Genomic DNA, 17667 nt, shown 5'->3' on the forward strand with positions numbered 1-17667 from the left:
CGATCAGACGCCCTCAGCAGCCTGAACTTTTTCGATCTGCTTCTTCTTCAGCACCAACATGATCTGGGCTAGAGCCACAGCCGCGAAGAAGGCGAGCAAGCCATAGATCCGAACGGGGTTCTGCAGAACAATTTCTGCGTCCACCTGGCCGAAGCCGCCCACGTTGGGGTCGTTGGTCAGGGCAGCACCGGCTTCGATGCTGTCGCCAACGCTGACCAGAACTTCAGGACCAACCGGAATGGTCTCGCTCACGCTGCTGCCGTCAGCAGCCTTGATGCTGACCACGCTGGCGCCGTTGTCACCGGGTTCGATGGAGGCAATGGTGCCGCTGGCAGGAGCCGTGTAGACGGTGTTGTTGCTCTTCTCGCCGGTGGGATACACCTGGCCGCGGCCGCGGTTGCCACCCACGTGGATCTGGTATTTGCCGAAGTGGATGTTGCTGTCGGTGGCGGGATCAGGGGACAGCACAGGGAAGACGATCTCTTGGTGCTCATCACCAGGAATCGGACCCACCAGCAGGATGTTGGGCTGCTCATCGCTGTATTGGGTGAAGTAGACCCCTTCTGTCTCTTCCTTGATTTCGTCGGTCCAGCGGTCCTGAGGAGCCAGGGTGAAGCCGTCAGGAAGCATCACAACAGCACCCACCTGAAGACCCACATCGCTGCCGTCGGCACCGATTTCCTGGAGACCGTTCTCATAGGGAACCTTGACGCTGGCGGTGAAGACGCTGTCGGGGAGGACCGATTGGGGCACTTCAGCCTGGGTCAGCTTTTTGGCCAGGTGGCAGTTGGCGCAAACAATCTTGCCGGTGGCTTCCCTGGGGCTGTCGTAATTCTGTTGAGCCCAGAAGGGATATGCCCAGCTGGCAGCCGGAGCGATCAGCAGAGCCAGTCCGATGACCAGCGATCCAAGGAAAAGCGAGAGGTGACGACGCATGGGACGGTGAGGGGGATGCAGGCGTAGGGAAGGGAAAAATCAGGCCCACCAGGGCTTATCACCAGTTCGGAAGTCGGTCTCGGTCCACTGGCTCACGAACACGTTGTCGTTCTCCACGCTGACGTTTGCCAGGGCCAGGGAGAGAGGGGCAGGGCCACGGACCACTTTGCCGGTGGCGTCGTACTGACTGCCGTGACAGGGGCACATGAACTTGTTGGCGCCGCTGTTCCAGGGAACAACGCAACCGAGGTGGGTGCAGATGGCGTTGATGCCGTAGCTGCCGATGGCGTCTTCGCCTTCAACGATCAAATAGGTGGGATCGCCTTTGAGGCCCTGCACCAGGCTGCGATCGCCCTCGGGGTGGCTGGAGAGCCAGCCGCTGGCTGTGATCGGGTTGCCCAGCTCATCCTTGGCGCTGGTGCCACCGCCACTGCCCGCGGCCTTGGGGGGGATGAAGTAATTCGCCACTGGGTAGAGGGCTCCCAGGGCCACACCGGTGACGGAGCCGAACGTCAGCAGATTCATGAACTGCCGACGACCCATTCCGGGCACATCGCTCGAGGAGAGTTGGGTCATGGCGGACGTTCATCCAGCTCAGAATGGCGTCCATTATGGATGCTTAAGTGCCTGTCAAGCTTTGCAACGACAGGCGTCTACCTGCCCCTGCCGCTTCATCTTCTGTGCTTGAAATCGCCAGGCCCGTGCCCGAGCCGCCGCTCAGTGTTGACGAGGTGATGGCCTGTCTACGCCAGCGCTGGCGGGCGACTTACGACCTTCAGCTGGTGGTTCGACGCCGTCGTTTGTACCTCCAAGTGATGTGGGCCTATCTCGAGCAACAGTCGTTTCCTATGGACCTTGAGGCCTATCGGCAGCATCTCGGTGAGGTGCTGGATGTTGTGAATCGTCTTGGTTTGGCGGGTGAGGTGCGCCAATGGCTCGGTTCCACCCGTGACAAACCCCGTCTTGGCAAGGCGTTGAGTCTTCCGCTGGAGGCGACAGGCCCGGAGGCGGAAACGCTGATCAAAGAGTTTCTGGTCTGAAGGATTCGGTCAGGGCCACCAGGCCGACGCCGATCAGGAACAGTGCTGTGATCGCTCCAGCCAGCAGCAGCATCGTGATCGGATCGGTGGATGGCGTCAGCACAGCGCCTGCCAGGGCTGAACCCAGCACAACCCAGCGCCAGGCCCCAAGCATCGGCCTCCAGCGCACCAGCCCCAGGGCCCCGAGGAGCAGTTGCAGAACAGGGAGCTGAAACGCCAGCCCGGTGGCCAGCATCAGCAGCAGAACAAAATCCAGATAACGCTCGATCGACCAGAGCGGCTCCACCACATCGGCGCCGTAGCTCACCAGAAAACGAAGGGCGGCTGGCACCAGGGCCCACCAGGCAAAGGCCAGGCCCGCCATGAACAGAACCGCGGAGCCGGCGACGGCAGGGGCGATCAGGCGTCGTTCGCGGATCGTCAGGCCCGGCAGCACAAAGGCCAGGATCTGAAACAGCACATAGGGCAGGGCGAGGGTGAGGCCGGCGTAGCCGGCCACCTTCAGCGAGACGAATAAAAACTCGCCCGGTGCCAGTTGAAGGAAATGAATTCCGCTGGCTGGCGCTTCCAGCAGGCGCACCAGAGGTTTAACCCCCAGCAGGCAGGTCAGCGCTGCAACAACAACGGCCAGCAAGCTGCGCAGAACCCGTTGACGCAGTTCCTCCAGGTGATCCACCAGAGGCATCTCCACCTCATTCGGCAGATCTGCATCGCCAGGTGCCCTCCCAATGCGAATGGGCGGTGGTGGCTGCAGAGCTGGGGGACCTTCGGGGCGCTCAGACACGGACGCAGGACGGGCGGCGCAACAGGTCAGCCCGAATGTGGGCTCAGGCTAGGGGCAAGCAGCCGCTCTTCCGCGCCCTGGGGATCCCCCCAGCGGATTTCAGCTTGTCCATGGCGCACGGTGCCCGGGCCGGCACCGGGAATGCGCTGCAGCTGATCGGTGGGCACCATCACCACCGCCACCCGCGTGTTGCCCCGCGCGCGGCTGAAATAGGCCGCCAGATCCGTTGCCATCGCCAGGTCGGATTCCTCGGCCAGCCCGTTGGAGCTCTTCAACACCACGTGACTGCCTGGGCATTCCTGGGCGTGAAACCAGAGGTCACCACTGCGGGCCTGGCGCAGCGAGATCCAGTCGTTCTGGCGGTGATTTCGCCCCACCTGCACCTTGAGACCTCCGGGAGTGTTCAGTTCCAGCGGCTTGGGCTGGTCCCGTTGACGCTGCTGTCGCGTGCTGCGACGGCGTTCCTTGGGCTGTAACAGCTCATCAAGTTCCTCCCGCAGATCATTCAGGGCGGCGAGGCGCGCCGGGCCTTCCTGCCAGGTGGCGCCCAGTTGATCTTCGATGAAGGTTTCGCTCGCGTTGATCAGCTCAAGCCGTTGCTGATGGTGCTCCAGCCGCTGCTCAAGGATCGGGCGCGATCTCCGCAGTTTTTTGGCCCTGCGATAGAGGGACTGGGCTTCATCGACCTGGTCGCGGCTTGGGTTTCCGAGGCAGAGGAGAGCGTCCGCCTGGCGTTGAAGAGCCTCGTGCCCGTCGGTGGCCTTCAGGCGCTGGTGTTGGTCCTGCTGGGCTGCCTGTTCTTTGCTGCGCCAACGCTCCAGGCGTTGACGCAGATCTTGGCTGACCCGTGCCAGGGCCCGTTGCTCTTGGGATTGCTGGTGCAGGGATCCCAGGGTGAGCGCCAGAGCGGGCTGTGGATGCACTTCACCCTGGGGAGACCCCCAGACCCGGTAACGACCGTCGTTCTCCACCACCAGGGCGAACTGCTCACGCTCGAGCTGGTCCAACCAGAGCGACCAGCGTTCAAACAGGTGGCACCAGTGGCGTGCATCCAGGCTGTCCACAGGGGTGTTCAGGTGCTCGCCGGCGAGCTGTAGAGCAAGGGCTGGGCTGATTCCCTGATAGGTCTGCTGCAGGGCCTTGCGCAGCGCGATCGGAACGAGGGAGAGCCGCTCCTTCCAGCGTTCAAAGCCCTCCGTTGGATCCGGTGCCAACCCCTGCAGCATCGGGGGTGGGCTGTAGGAATCACCGGTGGACAGAGGGCGCACGCGTGACTGATGGTCCCGGACCTGTCGCCCCAGGGCAATGATCCGGCGCTGCTCATCAAGCAGCAGCAGGTTGCTGTGCCGTCCCATCAGCTCCAGCACGAGCACCCGCTGGATCGGTTCCCCAGGGCGTTGCGCAAACCGGAATTCCACCACCCGTTCAAAACCACTCTGGTGGAGCTCCACCAGAGCCAGCTGGCGGAGGCTGTGTTGTAACTGTTGGGCGAAGGTGCTGCCGCTGCCGCTGCGCGGGGGAGGGTTGACCTCCACCAGCCGAGGGGCCTCGGCTTGCCAGCTCAGTTCCAGCCACACCATCCCCTTGAGGCTGCGGCATCCCAATTGAATCGTTGCCGGGTCCGGTTGTTGGGCCTTCTCGAAGCGGCTGGGCACCAGCTTTGGGCGCAGATCCCAGAGCACCGCGCGCAGCGTGGTGAGATCCATTGGCTGCAGGCTGGTGGAGGCGATCACCTGGAGCACCGGGTGGGGCATTGGGGCTTCCTACTCTGCTGACCCACGCAGACGCTGCGATGTCCACCAGTGGAAAGCTCATCTTGATCACCGGCCCCAGTGGAGTCGGCAAGGGAACGCTGGTGAACCAGCTGCTGGAACGGCACCCCCAGATCTGGCTGTCGGTGTCGGCCACCACCCGTTCTCCGCGCCAGGGGGAGCAGAACGGCATCAACTACTTCTTCCACAGCCGTGCGGGGTTTGAGGCCTTGGTGGAGCAGGGAGGTTTTCTCGAGTGGGCGGAATTCGCGGGGAATTGCTACGGCACTCCCCGAGGTCCTGTGGAAGAACAGATGGCGGCGGGGCGCCCCGTGCTTCTGGAGATTGAGTTGGAAGGTGCCCGCCAGGTGCGTCGCAGTTTTCCGGACGGTTTTCAGATTTTTCTAGCTCCCCCCAGCTTTGAAGAATTAGAGCGCAGGATCCGTGGGCGCGGAACCGATGCGGAGGATGCCATTCAGCGCCGCTTGACTCGCGCTCGCGAGGAGCTCGAGGCCCAACAGGAATTCGATGCTGTCGTGATCAATGACGCCCTCGAAGCAGCGTTGAACCAGGTGGAGACGCTGATGGGGCTGGGATAAAGCGGAGCTGCTTTTTGCAACGCTGATCGTCGCAACCCTGACTTTCGCAACGGGGGCAGGCACAAAAAAAAGGGAACCCGAAGGTTCCCTTGCCTCTAGAAAATCAACCCAGATTCACATCGGGTGGAAGAGAAGATCGGGGAAGAAGCGGTTCCACTCGATCAGGATTCCTGCGGTGGCGGTGAACCAAATGGCTGCAACCACTGGAGCTGCGGTCAGAAACTTGTTCATTGTTGAGGGTGCAATGGTTGAAGTCGTTTGAATCAGCGTGGTGAAACAGTCACCTTGCTGTCGTCTTCGAGCAGCTTGCCGCTGGTGAATTCACCGAAGGCAGCCAAAGGCCAGGTGGCAGCAGCCAGAAGGCTCTTGATGGCGATGCTGCGATCGATGAAGATTTCGTACTGGGCAGCATTCTTGCCGCGAGTTGCTTTCAGGTACTCACGACCGGCCCAGCCGATGCAGCCGGCGACGTACAGGAACATGATCCCGGGATACACAAAATCACCGGCGTGGCTCCAGCGGCCATCGACGATCAGGTGGGGAAGGCCATCCTCACCACAGGAGGCCTGGCTGTACATCTCGAAGCGAGCTTTGGCCTGAGGCGTGGTGGCAGCGGCAGCACGCTGCTGGAAGCGGGCGCTTTCTGAGCAGGGGGTGAGGCCAGCCACATCCGCCTTGGCGACGGGGGCGAAGCCGAACACCAGGAGTGCTGAAAGCACGACGGCGAAGAGACGACGCATCGGAACAATTCCTCTGAACGGTGCCCCGAAAGGGCAAGATGTCACAAGTCGGACAGTAGGGGAGGCGCATCGCTTCGATGCATGCAGTGCTTGCCCTCGAAACAAGTTGTGACGAGTCCGCTGCAGCGGTCCTGCGCCGTCACGCGGATGGGCGAATCGAGGTTCTGGCGTCGCGGATTGCATCTCAGGTTGAGGAGCATGCCCGTTGGGGTGGTGTTGTGCCCGAAATCGCTTCGCGTCGCCACGTTGAGGCCCTGCCGGGGCTGGTGGAGACCGTGGTTGACGAGGCGGGTGTCGCTCTGGGGCATCTGGATGCCATCGCGGCCACGATCACCCCAGGTCTGGCCGGGGCTCTGATGGTGGCCTCGGTGACGGGTCGCACCCTCGCTGCGCTGCATCAGCGCCCCTTTCTCGGCGTTCATCACCTGGAGGGTCATCTGGCCTCGGTGATGCTTGGAGATGCCCCACCCCAGGCTCCTTATCTGGTGTTGCTTGTGAGCGGGGGCCACACGGAGCTGATCCTGGTGGCTGACGACGGTGGGATGACGCGGCTCGGCCGAAGCCACGACGATGCCGCTGGAGAAGCTTTCGACAAGGTGGCCCGCCTGCTTGGTCTGGGATACCCCGGAGGCCCTGCCATCCAGGCTGTAGCCGAAACGGGTGATGCAACGCGCTTTCGCCTGCCCAAGGGGCGGATTTCATTGCCGGGCGGCGGTTTTCACCCTTACGACTTTTCCTTCAGTGGTCTGAAGACCGCCATGCTCCGCACTGTGGAAACTTTGCGGCAAAACCCTGACCCGCTGCCTCTTGCCGATCTGGCCGCCAGTTTCGAACAGGTGGTGGCCGATGTTCTGGTGCAGCGCAGTCTTCGCTGTGCTGAAGACCACGGTATTCAGCAACTGGTGATGGTTGGGGGCGTCGCAGCGAACCGTCGCTTGCGCCAAAGCATGCGCGAACAGGGGAAGCAGCGGGGCATCGCGGTCTCCATCGCTCCCCTGGCCTTCTGCACCGACAACGCCGCCATGATCGGAGCTGCGGCCTTGCTGCGTCTGGGCCAGAACACGGAATGCACCTCTCTTGAATCAGGTGTAGCCGCCCGTTGGCCCTTGGATCAGGCCGATGCGCTTTACACACCAGACCCACCCTTCTAGGTAAGCCTTTTAGGCTTGAAGGCACTGTTCGGTCTCTGCGTCGTGGACCAACCGGAAACCAGACCCGATGCTCCGGAGCCCGTGGAGGCTGATGAGCTGAACGCCTGGAAGCGTGGCTTCACTCCACAGGCCGAAATCTGGAACGGCCGTCTGGCGATGATCGGCCTTTCCGCAGGCATTGCTGTCGTCCTTTTGGTGCGTGTCTTCAGCGGTGGCTGATCAGCTTCGGCCCCGCAGGGCTTGAGCCAGCTCGTTGGGTTTGAGGCTGACGGCCATCGCTTGATCACCGTCAATGCGACCCGCCTCCACCAGGGCCATCAGCGATTGATTGGTGGTCACCATCCCATCGAATCCGCTGCGCTCCATGATGTCTTCCACCTCATCGAGCGCCCCCCGCTGGATGTAGTCCTTGCAGGCGTCGGTGTTGATCAGGATGTCGTGAAACGCCGTCCGTTTTGCATCTGTTGTCTTGATCAATCCCTGGGCGACCACCCCCAGCAGCGATTCGGACAATGAACGGCGCACACTCTCCTGCTCTTCAGGCGGATACATGCCGAGAACCCGTTCCACGGTCTTCACTGCAGAGTTGGTGTGCAGCGTTCCGAAAACCAGGTGGCCGGTCTGGGCCGCTTCCAGGGCCGTGGAAAGGGTTTCCTGATCCCGGATTTCGCCCACCAGAATCACATCGGGGTCTTCCCGCAGGGCCGCCCTCAGGGCGTTGTGGAATCTGAGGGTGTGCAACCCCACTTCCCGGTGCCGGATGAGGGACTTGCGGCTCTCGTGCACGAACTCGACGGGATCCTCGATCGTGAGGATGTGGCGTGCCTCGTTGCGGTTGATCCAATCGATCATGGCCGCCAGGGTTGTGCTTTTGCCGGACCCTGTCGGTCCGGTCACCAGGATTAGTCCCTTCGGACGGGCCGCGAGGCTCTCCAGCACGCTGGGGAGATTCAGCTGCTCCATGGTGAGGATCGTCTGCGGAATCAGGCGCAGCACCATGGCCGGGCCCCGCAGGGAATCCATCAGGTTGATGCGCACGCGCACGAAGGGGAAGGCATGGGAGCCGTCAAATTCCTTGTCGCGGTTGAAGCCATCGATCTGCTGTGGCGTCAGGATTTCCTGGAGCCATCCCTGAAAGACTTCGGCGCGGGTGACTGGCCAATCCGTGCCCTGCATGTCTCCCCGGGCCCGGTAGCGCGGCACTTCCCCAACCCCTAGGTGGACATCGGAATGGCCGGCATCATGGGCGATTCGAACGATCTCCTCGAGGCTTGGAGAGCCATCTGCAGCGGATCGGGGCGCCGGGTTGTGAACCTCCCGAAGTCCTTCTGGGCTACGGGCGGCTGTTGGGCGCGGCGGGAAGCTGGGGGGGAAAACCGGCTGAGCCACGTTGATGGAGAGGGATCTGTTTTCAGGATCGTCTCGATGCTGGAACTGGCAAGGATTTCTCACTGTTCTCTCCGGGTTAACGCCCGTAAACTCCAGCGGACCGTCTGGATGGAATGGCTGAACAGCCCCGCGTCACGATCGTTCTGGGAACGCGTCCGGAGGCGATCAAGCTGGCTCCGGTCATCCGGACGTTTCAAGCCTGTGATGCATTGCAGACCCGTGTCGTCCTGACCGGTCAGCACCGCGAAATGGTGGGCCAGGTGATGGATCTGTTCCATCTCCAGGCGGATCAGGATCTCAATCTGATGGCACCCCGTCAGACCCTGACCCATGTCACCTGTGCTGCGCTGCAAGGGCTGCGGGAAGACTTTCAGACCTACCCCCCGCAGTTGGTTCTGGTGCAGGGCGACACCACCACGGCGTTTGCCGCTGGTTTGGCTGCGTTTTACGAGCAAATCCCGGTTGGTCATGTGGAGGCCGGCCTGCGCACTGACAATCTTTTGGATCCCTTCCCGGAAGAAGCCAACCGTCGGCTCCTTTCTCAGATCGCAACCCTTCATTTCGCGCCGACGCTCAAGGCTGAATCCAACCTGAAAGCATCCAGGGTGGTCGGGGAGATCGCCGTGACCGGCAACACCGTGATCGATGCCTTGTTGTTGATGGCGGAATCGGCGCCGGATGTTCAGTTCGATGGCCTCAACTGGGATCAACAGAGGGTGATCCTCGCCACGGTGCATCGCCGTGAAAACTGGGGTGAGCGGCTGCACGACATCGCTGCAGGAATGCTGCAGGTGCTTGAGCGCTACCCCGATACGGCGCTGCTGCTGCCGATGCACCGCAACCCGACGGTGCGTGAACCGCTGCAGGCCCTGCTTGGAAGCCATCCCCGAGTCGTTCTGACCGAACCTCTGGACTACGACCGTCTCGTTGCAGCGATGAAAGGTTGCTGCCTGTTGCTCACCGATTCCGGTGGTCTCCAGGAGGAGGCCCCTGCGCTCGGCAAACCCGTGCTGGTTCTGCGGCGAACCACAGAGCGGCCGGAGGCCGTTGATGCGGGCACCGCCCGGCTGGTGGGCACCGATCCCGATGTGATCCTGGAGGAGACCTCGCGGCTGCTTGGGGATGCCACGGCCTATCAAGAGATGTCCCGCGCCGTTAACCCCTTCGGCGATGGTCACGCCAGCGAACGCATCCTTGAACGCTGTCGGCGAAAGCTCGGGGTCTGAAGCGTCCCTCAGCAGCGATGGCTGTTACCGCTGGTGGCTGCGGCGCTGCCTGGGTGACGGCGAAGGGTGCCTCCTTTTCGTGGGTCTGAATCCCTCGAGAGCTGATGGCCAGCGTGATGATCCGACCCTGCGCCGTTTGATCGGCTTCGCCAGGCAATGGGGATATCGGGAGTTGCTGGTGCTGAATCTGTTCGCCCGGATGTCGCCGTCTCCGGCGGCGCTGCTGCGGGTGAAGGACCCCATCGGTGAGCAGAACGACGCGATCTTGAACCGCTGGTTCAACCACTGGTCCCGAACATCTGGGGTTGATCTCTGGTGTGGATGGGGGGCGAATGGGGCGCGATGGGACCGGGCTCAGCTGGTTCTTGGAACCATTCAGCGTTTGCTGCCGCACCGCCGACGCTCCGTTCCCGACTCGCCGCATCCTCTGATGCTCGGGCAGACGGCCTCGGGGCAACCGCGCCATCCGCTTTATGCCCCGCGTAACGCTTGTCTTCGCCCTCTTCTCTGGGCAGACCCGGAACCGATCCGTCATCCTGTGGGGACCGTGATGGATGTCTTTCCGCGCTGATGTCCCGTACGCCCCGCCGCTACGCCGTCCATCTCCACCTTGTGGGAGGGCAAACCGAACGGGTGTTTTTTCCGAAACTCGAGACCTTCCAGGAGTGGTACCAAGGGGTGGTCAATGCCGAGAACCAGGGCGGTTTCGTCAACGTTCCCCTCAGTGATCTGGAGGGCGAGTATCTGGTCGTACGCCCCCAAGCGGTGATCGGCGTCCGCGTGGAACCTCAGTTCTCCTCTGTCGATGACGCCTGAGCGTCTGGGCCTCCTCTGGGGCGTCACGGTTTCCTCGGGTGCTGCAGCCCGTTTTCTGGCGGCCAAGTCGAAATTTCCTGGGGTGGTGTTGCTGCTCCTGTCGGGGCTGCTGATCGGTCGCTCTGGTCTGGGTTGGGTGGAACCCCTTGATCTCGGCTCCGGGCTTGGAACCGTGGTGGGTCTTCTTGTCAGCCTGGTGCTGTTCGATGGCGGACTGAATCTGCGTCTGCCTGGAGACACGATCAAGGCCACGGTGCAGCGCATCGCAGCCCTACATCTGTTGATCTCCCTGGGAGGCGGTCTGTTGGCGGCCCATTGGCTTGCGGGCCTCAGCTGGTCGCTTGCGGCTGTGTTCAGTGCCATCGTGCTGGCCACGGGGCCAACGGTGGTCACACCCCTGGTGCGTCAAATTCGGCTCGCACCTCCTCTGGGCGAAGTCCTGGAGGCTGAGGGACTAGTGCTTGAGCCCATCGGCGCCGTTTTAGCCCTGCTGCTGTTGGAGCTTGTCCTTGGCGACCTGCATGGCTGGAGGGAGGTGATGCTCGGCCTGCTGTATCGATTGGGCGGTGGTGTGCTGATTGGCGCGAGCGTCGGCTGGCTGCTCTCAGAACTGCTGCGACGGCTCAAACCCGATCAGTTGAAGGGGCTCCCGCTTCAGCTCAGTCTGGGTTTGCTGTTTCTGATGTATGGCGTCAGTGAGTGGCTTCTGCCTGAATCCGCCCTGCCTGCTTCGGTGGCGGCGGGCATCGTTGTCGGTCGACGTCCAGGCCCCCACACCGCTGAATTGGATGGTTTGATTCAGGAACTGGCGCAGTTGGCGATCACGATGCTGTTTCCGCTGCTGGCTGCTGACGTCTCCTGGGCTGAACTCAGTCCGCTGGGTTGGGGCGGCATCCTCTGTGTGCTGTCGTTGATGCTCGTGGTGCGTCCGATCGGCGTAGGTCTGGCCACCATCGGGTTGCCCTACAAACTTGAACAACGGCTGTTCCTGGGTTGGCTCGCTCCGCGAGGCATCGTCACCGCAGCGGTGGCCTCTCTCTTCGCGATTCGTTTGGAGCAGGCCGGCATCCTGGGGGCAGGACGCCTTCAGGGGTTGGTGTTCCTCACCATTCTGATGACAGTTGGTCTTCAGGGCCTCACGGCTCAGCCGTTGGCTCAGGCTCTTGGCCTGGTCAAAGCCGAGGATGACGAGCCTGCCTCAGCCGAGGCAGCGGCGCAGACGCGGCAGGTCCTCACCGATTCGGGCCAGCAATGACCAGGTGGTGATCAGATCGGGGCCTTGAAGACGCCCCAGCAGAGCGGCGCGCAGTGACTTCATCACAACCCCTTTCTTCACACTGGCTGCTTTGGCGGCATCCCCCAGCCAAGCCTTGGCTTGATCAACGTCGCTGCCGTCCCAAGGGTTGTTCTCGAGCCGCTGAAGCAGGTCCGCAATGGCTGCCTTGGCTCCTTCGATCGCGAGTTGCTCGAGGGCATCGTCCTGGAGCTCCGGACGATCAAAGAACGGTTCCGCCTGATCGACGCCATCTTTGAGCAAGGTGAGGGATGGCCCCAGCAAGGCGCAGAGGTCCAGGCACCAGCTCTTGTCGCTGGGAGGGGTCCAACCGCGTTCGGTCCACAGCGGCGTCAGTTCCTCCAGAAGATGGTCCGCCGTCCAGCCATGCAGAACCTGGGCATTCAGCCAGTTGAGCTTGTCCCAGTCGAAACGCGCCCCGGCTTTGTTGACGCGGTCGAAACCAAAAACGGCTGCGGCCTCACGCAAGCTGAACCGTTCCTCCATGCCCTCCGGTACGGACCACCCCAACAAGGTCATGTAGTTGGCGATGGCGTCAGGGGTGTAGCCCATGGCGCGGAAGTCGTTGATGGAGGTCACCCCATCCCGTTTTGAGAGCTTGCGTCCCTCGGCATTGAGGATGAGAGGAGCGTGGGCAAAGGTCGGCAAGGGCAGGCCAAGCGCTTCGTAGAGGAGCAGTTGCTTGGCGGTGTTGGCAATGTGATCTTCACCGCGGATCACATGGGTGATGTCCATCGCGGCGTCATCCACCACCACCACAAGGTTGTAGAGGGGGTCGCCGATTTGGTCCGCCGGGGCGCGGCGGGCAATCACCATGTCTCCGCCAAGGTCTGAGCCTCGCCAGCTCATGGCGCCACGCACCAGATCATTCCAGCGAATTTCGGCAGCGTCATCGATGCGAAAACGAATCACCGCTTCACGGCCTTCTGCCTGAAACGCCTGCTCTTCCTCAGGGGTCAGAGACCTGTGGCGGTTGTCGTAGCGCGGGGCTTGATTGGCCGCTTTCTGCGCATCGCGCATGGCCGTGAGTTCCGTTTCGCTGGCGTAGCAGCGGTAGGCCAGTCCCCGATCGAGCAGGGTCTGTATGGCATCACGGTGCTGACCCACCCGTTCGCTCTGGATGACGGGTTCCTCGTCCCAATCGATCCCGAGCCACTGCAAGCCCTCGAGAATGTTCTGGGTGTACTCGGGCTTGGACCGCTCCTTGTCGGTGTCTTCAATGCGCAGCACGAACGCGCCTTGCTCGTGCTTGGCGTAGAGCCAATTGAATACAGCGGTTCGCGCCGTTCCAATATGGAGCGTGCCCGTCGGGCTGGGGGCCAATCGAACGCGCACCATCGTGGCTCTTGGTGGTGAGAACGGGACCGACGGGATTCGAACCCGCAACTTCCGCCGTGACAGGGCGGTGCTCTAACCGGTTGAACTACGGTCCCAGATTTGATTCAGAACTCGCGAGACGCGCTCCGAAGAATCTGATCTGTGTCGCTTGCGCGACCTGATCAGTATCAACTGTCGCCCTGCCCTCCGTCAACAACTGAGCCATGTATCAGCCTGGTTTTGTCATGCGGGCGCCACTACAAAAAAATCCCGACGACAGAGTCGCCGGGACATGAGGGAAAACATCGGCTCAACGCCGAATAACCAACAATTCAGGGACGGAATCCTGCAGGTTCGATGAGCCGAACCTGATTGCCGCGGGCTGTGAATTCACGCCCTTGATCACTCTGAACGACCACACGGCCGCCGGACTTGACGCGTATCACTCGGGCACGGACCCAGCCGAGGGCGGCTGACTCCAACACCTTCACAACATCACCAGGTTGAAGATCCAACTCCATGCTCAGAACCGGGAAACTGCACGAGGGGAACATCGGACGCGCCGTGGAGGACTCGAACCCCCGACATCAGGTTTTGGAGACCTGCGTTCTACCAACTGAACTAACGGCGCAAGGCGATGTACCCCTCAGCCAACGTTGAAGTTGGCAACTGATTGAACGAGGTCGAAACCTCAGCGATCGAAGCGCTGCTTCACGCGGGTGGCCTTGCCCACCCGTTCCCGCAGATAGAAAAGCTTCGCCCTGCGCACTTTACCGCGCCGTTCCACCTTGATGGAAGCCACCTGGGGGCTGTGCAGCATGAACACCCGCTCAACGCCGATGCCCTGGAAAATCCGGCGCACGGTGATGGTCTGGTTGAGGCCACCATGGCGCTTGGAAATCACCACGCCTTCGTAGGGCTGAACACGCTGCTTGTTGCCCTCGCTGATGCGAACACCAACGCGCACGGTATCGCCCACGTAGATCTCAGGGAGATCATCCTTCTGCTGAGACGACTCAAAGGAGCGAATGAGGGCCTCAGGGCTCAGTTTCTTGGCAGGGGCACCGGAAGCATTGCTGGCCTTCGCCGCTGCCTCAGGTGCTGTTTCCACAGCCGTTTCGTTGTTGTCGTCGGTCACCGCTGTGTCCTTCGAATCGGCTGCCATCCCAGCTCCGCGTTGAATCGCCAAACTATGAGTGTACCTTTCGACGCCATCGCTCCATCAGGAGCCCTATGCCTGTGATCAGCATCCACAGCAGGCCGATGGCGTTGAGAAGAACGACGACCGGTTCCATGGTGGGACCAAGCCATTCCCCCTCGTGCACGATCATTAACCAGTGAACATGGTCTCGGCTGGCTCCGAACCAGTCCCGGGCCAGGCGGTAACTGACACCGGAGAACACCGTCACCAACAAGGGCGCCAGAACGAAGGGTGCAACGCTTCGATGCAGTTCCCGCAAGCGCGCAAGCAGCGACATGACCGGCATTAATTCGGTTGCTGTTGATAGCGTGACGGATATTGGGCTGAGCCATGAATCTCTTTGCTGATCTTCTGGCATCCACCCAGGCAGCGCAGGGGCAAGTGACGGCGACGGGCCCGCGCATTCAGAGGCGTCGCGGCGTTGAGATCAAATCTGCCCGTGAAGTGAAGATCATGCGCCAGGCCAGCCACATCGTCGCCACCGTGCTGCGGGAGGTGATGGGAATGGTGGAGCCAGGTCAGACGACGGGAGATATTGATGCCTATGCGGAAAAACGCATCCGAGAGATGGGGGCGACCCCAAGTTTCAAGGGCTATCACGGTTTTCCGGCGAGCATTTGCGCCAGCATCAACAACGAAGTGGTGCATGGCATCCCCAGTCCGAAGCGTGTCATCCGCCAGGGCGATCTGCTGAAGGTGGATACCGGCGCCTATTTCGAGGGCTACCACGGCGACAGCTGCATCACGATCTGCGTGGGAGATGCACCCCAGGAAGCACAGACCTTGAGCCGTGTTGCCAAGGAAGCCTTGATGGCTGGTCTGAGCCAGGTCAAAGCAGGTAACACCCTGCTGGATATAGCTGGAGCCGTTGAAGACCACGTCAAGGCCAACGGGTTCAGTGTTGTGGAGGATTACACCGGCCACGGTGTCGGCCGGAACCTGCACGAAGAACCTTCCGTGTTCAATTTCCGCACCGATGAGCTCCCCAACGTCACCCTGCGTCCTGGCATGACCCTGGCGATTGAGCCCATCCTCAATGCCGGCAGCAAGGCCTGCCGCACCTTGCGGGATCAGTGGACTGTCGTCACTCGCGACGGCTCTCTCTCGGCGCAGTGGGAGCACACTGTTTTGGTGACCAGTGATGGATGCGAGATCCTTACCGATCGGGGCGACTGAGGATCCGGCTGTAGATCCGCCGTCCAAGCTCGGTCAGAGGCATCAAGACATACGTCAGTGGGTTTGGTGTCACGATCACCAGGCGAAATCCCCAGCTCGCCTGGCGAACCACTTGGCTTGCGACGAAATCGGCACCCATCACCCCAATCGGATTGAGCGATGAGCGAAAGGGGCCGAGCACCAGCTTGCGCAGGATCAGGGCTTCTCGTCCGGTGGCATCAAGCACCGCACCGCGGATGCTCACCAGTTGCCCCAGCATTCGTTTGGTGAGTTCATACACGGGACTGACGGCAGGCTGAATTTCAGCCTCTGAGGTGTTGATCCACACCTCCCTCGGATCAGCCTGCGGCGATGCTCTGCTGATGGCCTCAAATCGCTGCATCAGCCTCCAGCTGCTCAAGGTGTTGACCTCCAGTGCCTGATTGATCACTTCAGGGCTTTGGCCGCCTTGAGGATTGATCCCGTGGTTCAGCACCAGAACATCGAGCTCCTCCAGATCGGCGTCCAAGCTGGCTTCGTCTCCGCAGCTCCAGCTCACCCAACGGTGTGGGCCGTCCGCTTGCTCTGGAGGTATGGATCCGTGGGTGAAACCGACGACGTGGGCGCCTGCGGAACGGAGGCAACGGGCCAGAGCTGCCCCGAGGGCTCCACGAGCGCCTGTGATGCCGATCCGTTTGTCGAGAAAGGGGGACTGGGCCATGGGGCCAGCTTGGGGCATCCTTGAAACGAGCGGAGCACGAATCAAGCACCAGCTGTGTCAGATGCCGCCCAACTGGTTCTGTTCGCTCCCTACTGCGGTGGCGTCAGTCGCGAGCAGGATCTATCCGCAGCCCTGCAGATCCTGGGGCGGGGCGCACTGCAGGGGCGGCGTCCGGTGGTCGGAAGCGATGGACACCCCTACGAACTCCGCTGGAATGGGGTCGCTGCACCGATGGAGAGGCTGGACTGTCAGCTTCGTTTTCCCGGTCATCCCGAGGGAGATCTTGATTTCGCCGTCACCACCCATCAGCTGGTGGTCTGGTTGATGGATTGTTCCCATCTGCAGCCATCGGAGCCCGATTTGCCCAATGGGTTCTGGCAGTGGTTGTTGATCGAGCGCGGAGATGCTCCTGAACAGGCCTAGATTCAGTGGTGTCAGGCATCACCTCCATGGGAACGACACTGTTGATCGGATCGTGTGAGCCGTTCAGTGGGAAGTCGGCCCTTGTTCTTGGAATTGCCCAGCAGCTCGCCCGTGCCGGACAGCAGATCAGGTTCGGAAAGCCCCTGGCCACAAGCCTGGACTGGGATCCGAACCAGGGGCCGTTGCCTCAACCACTCATCGACGACGACGTTCGATTTGTTGGTGAAACGCTGAATCTGCCGCCTGAGCGTTTGATTCCTTCGATGCATCTGCTGTCGCCGACAACAGCTGCCCAGCGGCTTGGCCAAGGCGAGTTGGACGCTGGCCAAGGTTTTGCGGAGCTGCGCCAGTGCATTCAGTCTGACGATGGACTCACACTCTTGGAATGTGCGGGAAGCCTCCAGGAGGGTTTGCTGTACGGCCTCAGCCTTCCGCAGCTAGCCACAGGTCTCGATGCCAAGGTCGTTCTGGTGCACCTCTGGCAGGACAGCCGCAGTGTGGATGCGCTGCTCGCGGCCAAGCAGACCCTGGGTGACCGTCTGGTTGGAGTGGTGCTGAACGCCGTCACTCCAGAAGAGGTCGACAGCTTGGAGCGACAGGTGGTTCCTGCCTTGCAGGGCCTGGGCTTGCAGGTGTTTGGAGTTATGCCCCGTTCTCCTTTGCTGCGCAGCGTCACGGTCGGCGAGTTGGTGCGGCGCCTCAATGCCCGGGTGATCTGTTGCCAGGAACGGCAGGAACTGCTGGTGGAAACCCTGAGCATCGGCGCGATGAATGTGAATTCCGCCATGGAGTTCTTCCGCAAACGACGCAACATGGCTGTTGTGACGGGAGCTGATCGCACCGACATCCAGCTGGCCGCCCTTGAGGCTTCAACCCAATGTTTGATTCTCACTGGGGCTGGGGAACCTCTCCCTCAATTGATCAATCGCGCCGAAGAATTGGATGTTCCCTTGCTCAAGGTGGAGCACGACACCCTGGCCACGGTGGGGGTGATTGAGCAGGCCTTCGGCCATGTGCGCCTGCATGAAGCCGTGAAGGCCACCTACGCCTTCCGTCTCGTGGAGGAGCATTGCAAGCTTGATCAGCTCTTCAATGCATTGAATCTGACGGTTCAGCACGCTTGA

General features: G+C 61.6%; 23 protein-coding genes and 2 tRNA genes. 11 read left to right on the top strand and 14 right to left on the bottom strand.

The window, feature by feature from the left end; translation table 11 throughout:
* Window positions 1–3: 3 nt before the first annotated feature.
* Together petA and petC are read right to left on the bottom strand one after the other, a co-directional pair.
* Complete coding sequence (petA, locus tag SynTAK9802_RS03105) at window positions 4–936, bottom strand: cytochrome f (protein WP_186497221.1); 933 nt, start codon at window positions 934–936, stop codon at window positions 4–6.
* A 39-nt stretch (window positions 937–975) separates the two neighbouring features.
* A complete protein-coding gene (petC, locus tag SynTAK9802_RS03110; protein ID WP_006850760.1) occupies window positions 976–1512 on the bottom strand; it encodes a cytochrome b6-f complex iron-sulfur subunit in 537 nt (178 codons plus the stop codon).
* A 47-nt stretch (window positions 1513–1559) separates the two neighbouring features.
* Between petC and SynTAK9802_RS03115 the strand changes: the two genes are divergently transcribed.
* Window positions 1560–1976 (top strand): DUF3067 family protein, encoded by a 417-nt coding sequence (locus SynTAK9802_RS03115; RefSeq protein ID WP_186497223.1) that lies wholly within the window; start codon window positions 1560–1562, stop codon window positions 1974–1976.
* Here SynTAK9802_RS03115 and tatC read toward each other — a convergent pair.
* Window positions 1957–2661 carry a twin-arginine translocase subunit TatC gene (gene tatC / locus SynTAK9802_RS03120; protein WP_186497969.1) on the bottom strand — a complete coding sequence of 235 codons (705 nt, stop codon included), beginning with the start codon at window positions 2659–2661 and terminating at the stop codon, window positions 1957–1959. The two genes, SynTAK9802_RS03115 and tatC, sit on opposite strands and share 20 nt — an antisense overlap.
* Before the next feature lie 125 nt (window positions 2662–2786).
* Complete coding sequence (locus SynTAK9802_RS03125) at window positions 2787–4514, bottom strand: NFACT family protein (protein ID WP_255487824.1); 1728 nt, start codon at window positions 4512–4514, stop codon at window positions 2787–2789.
* Between the two features lie 38 nt (window positions 4515–4552).
* Here SynTAK9802_RS03125 and gmk point away from each other — a divergent pair, with 38 nt between their 5' ends.
* Entirely contained in the window at window positions 4553–5110 is a 558-nt protein-coding gene (gmk, locus tag SynTAK9802_RS03130; RefSeq protein WP_186497225.1) for a guanylate kinase, read from the top strand.
* 114 nt (window positions 5111–5224) lie between these two features.
* On the opposite strand, the gene psaJ is transcribed toward gmk, so the two are convergent.
* Together psaJ and SynTAK9802_RS03140 are read right to left on the bottom strand one after the other, a co-directional pair.
* A complete protein-coding gene (gene psaJ / locus SynTAK9802_RS03135; RefSeq protein ID WP_006850741.1) occupies window positions 5225–5341 on the bottom strand; it encodes a photosystem I reaction center subunit IX in 117 nt (38 codons plus the stop codon).
* A gap of 32 nt (window positions 5342–5373) precedes the next feature.
* Complete coding sequence (locus SynTAK9802_RS03140; RefSeq protein ID WP_114988265.1) at window positions 5374–5850, bottom strand: Photosystem I reaction center subunit III; 477 nt, start codon at window positions 5848–5850, stop codon at window positions 5374–5376.
* Between the two features lie 77 nt (window positions 5851–5927).
* On the opposite strand from SynTAK9802_RS03140, the gene tsaD reads away from it, so the two are divergent.
* Both tsaD and SynTAK9802_RS03150 read left to right on the top strand, forming a co-directional pair.
* On the top strand, window positions 5928–7001 hold the full coding sequence (gene tsaD / locus SynTAK9802_RS03145) for a tRNA (adenosine(37)-N6)-threonylcarbamoyltransferase complex transferase subunit TsaD (protein ID WP_186497227.1): 1074 nt from the start codon (window positions 5928–5930) through the stop codon (window positions 6999–7001).
* A 42-nt stretch (window positions 7002–7043) separates the two neighbouring features.
* A complete protein-coding gene (locus tag SynTAK9802_RS03150; protein WP_114988300.1) occupies window positions 7044–7220 on the top strand; it encodes a chlorophyll a/b-binding protein in 177 nt (58 codons plus the stop codon).
* Here the strand turns inward: SynTAK9802_RS03150 and SynTAK9802_RS03155 are convergent, their stop codons facing one another.
* Complete coding sequence (locus SynTAK9802_RS03155; RefSeq protein WP_186497229.1) at window positions 7221–8390, bottom strand: type IV pilus twitching motility protein PilT; 1170 nt, start codon at window positions 8388–8390, stop codon at window positions 7221–7223.
* Between the two features lie 113 nt (window positions 8391–8503).
* On the opposite strand from SynTAK9802_RS03155, the gene wecB reads away from it, so the two are divergent.
* Genes wecB through SynTAK9802_RS03175 form a run of 4 tightly spaced genes read left to right on the top strand, consistent with a single transcriptional unit; the run spans window position 8504 to window position 11687 of the window.
* Window positions 8504–9616: a non-hydrolyzing UDP-N-acetylglucosamine 2-epimerase gene (wecB, locus tag SynTAK9802_RS03160; RefSeq protein WP_186497231.1), complete on the top strand. Its 1113-nt coding sequence runs from the start codon at window positions 8504–8506 to the stop codon at window positions 9614–9616.
* Window positions 9585–10187: a DUF1643 domain-containing protein gene (locus SynTAK9802_RS03165; RefSeq protein WP_186497233.1), complete on the top strand. Its 603-nt coding sequence runs from the start codon at window positions 9585–9587 to the stop codon at window positions 10185–10187. The genes wecB and SynTAK9802_RS03165 overlap by 32 nt, the downstream gene beginning before the upstream one ends.
* On the top strand, window positions 10187–10432 hold the full coding sequence (locus SynTAK9802_RS03170) for a hypothetical protein (protein WP_115010390.1): 246 nt from the start codon (window positions 10187–10189) through the stop codon (window positions 10430–10432). Before SynTAK9802_RS03165 ends, SynTAK9802_RS03170 begins: the two co-directional genes overlap by 1 nt.
* Window positions 10422–11687: a sodium:proton antiporter gene (locus SynTAK9802_RS03175; protein WP_186497234.1), complete on the top strand. Its 1266-nt coding sequence runs from the start codon at window positions 10422–10424 to the stop codon at window positions 11685–11687. Before SynTAK9802_RS03170 ends, SynTAK9802_RS03175 begins: the two co-directional genes overlap by 11 nt.
* On the opposite strand, the gene gltX is transcribed toward SynTAK9802_RS03175, so the two are convergent.
* From gltX to SynTAK9802_RS03205, 6 genes are all read right to left on the bottom strand, one after another.
* Window positions 11631–13064 carry a glutamate--tRNA ligase gene (gltX, locus tag SynTAK9802_RS03180; protein ID WP_186497235.1) on the bottom strand — a complete coding sequence of 478 codons (1434 nt, stop codon included), beginning with the start codon at window positions 13062–13064 and terminating at the stop codon, window positions 11631–11633. The genes SynTAK9802_RS03175 and gltX overlap by 57 nt on opposite strands.
* Window positions 13065–13085: 21 nt before the next feature.
* A tRNA-Asp gene (locus SynTAK9802_RS03185) sits at window positions 13086–13159 on the bottom strand.
* Window positions 13160–13375: 216 nt separating this feature from the next.
* Window positions 13376–13564 (bottom strand): hyperconserved protein Hcp, encoded by a 189-nt coding sequence (locus SynTAK9802_RS03190; RefSeq protein WP_006043540.1) that lies wholly within the window; start codon window positions 13562–13564, stop codon window positions 13376–13378.
* Between the two features lie 37 nt (window positions 13565–13601).
* Window positions 13602–13674, bottom strand: a tRNA-Trp gene (locus SynTAK9802_RS03195).
* 60 nt (window positions 13675–13734) lie between these two features.
* The gene (gene rplS / locus SynTAK9802_RS03200; RefSeq protein WP_186497236.1) at window positions 13735–14208 is read right to left on the bottom strand and encodes a 50S ribosomal protein L19; all 474 of its coding nucleotides are present in this window, start codon (window positions 14206–14208) and stop codon (window positions 13735–13737) included.
* Window positions 14209–14233: 25 nt separating this feature from the next.
* Window positions 14234–14521 (bottom strand): PepSY domain-containing protein, encoded by a 288-nt coding sequence (locus tag SynTAK9802_RS03205; protein ID WP_186497237.1) that lies wholly within the window; start codon window positions 14519–14521, stop codon window positions 14234–14236.
* 53 nt (window positions 14522–14574) lie between these two features.
* Here SynTAK9802_RS03205 and map point away from each other — a divergent pair, with 53 nt between their 5' ends.
* The gene (gene map / locus SynTAK9802_RS03210) at window positions 14575–15420 is read left to right on the top strand and encodes a type I methionyl aminopeptidase (RefSeq protein ID WP_186497238.1); all 846 of its coding nucleotides are present in this window, start codon (window positions 14575–14577) and stop codon (window positions 15418–15420) included.
* Here the strand turns inward: map and SynTAK9802_RS03215 are convergent.
* Window positions 15401–16138, bottom strand: a complete 738-nt coding sequence (locus SynTAK9802_RS03215) for an SDR family oxidoreductase (protein ID WP_186497239.1) — start codon at window positions 16136–16138, stop codon at window positions 15401–15403. The genes map and SynTAK9802_RS03215 overlap by 20 nt on opposite strands.
* Before the next feature lie 36 nt (window positions 16139–16174).
* Between SynTAK9802_RS03215 and ebsA the strand changes: the two genes are divergently transcribed.
* Both ebsA and SynTAK9802_RS03225 read left to right on the top strand, forming a co-directional pair.
* Window positions 16175–16543 carry a type IV pilus biogenesis protein EbsA gene (gene ebsA, locus SynTAK9802_RS03220; RefSeq protein ID WP_186497240.1) on the top strand — a complete coding sequence of 123 codons (369 nt, stop codon included), beginning with the start codon at window positions 16175–16177 and terminating at the stop codon, window positions 16541–16543.
* A 26-nt stretch (window positions 16544–16569) separates the two neighbouring features.
* Window positions 16570–17667 carry a phosphotransacetylase family protein gene (locus SynTAK9802_RS03225; protein WP_114988302.1) on the top strand — a complete coding sequence of 366 codons (1098 nt, stop codon included), beginning with the start codon at window positions 16570–16572 and terminating at the stop codon, window positions 17665–17667.

Origin of the sequence: Synechococcus sp. TAK9802 (genome assembly GCF_014279535.1) — a bacterium.
Taxonomy (GTDB): domain Bacteria; phylum Cyanobacteriota; class Cyanobacteriia; order PCC-6307; family Cyanobiaceae; genus Parasynechococcus.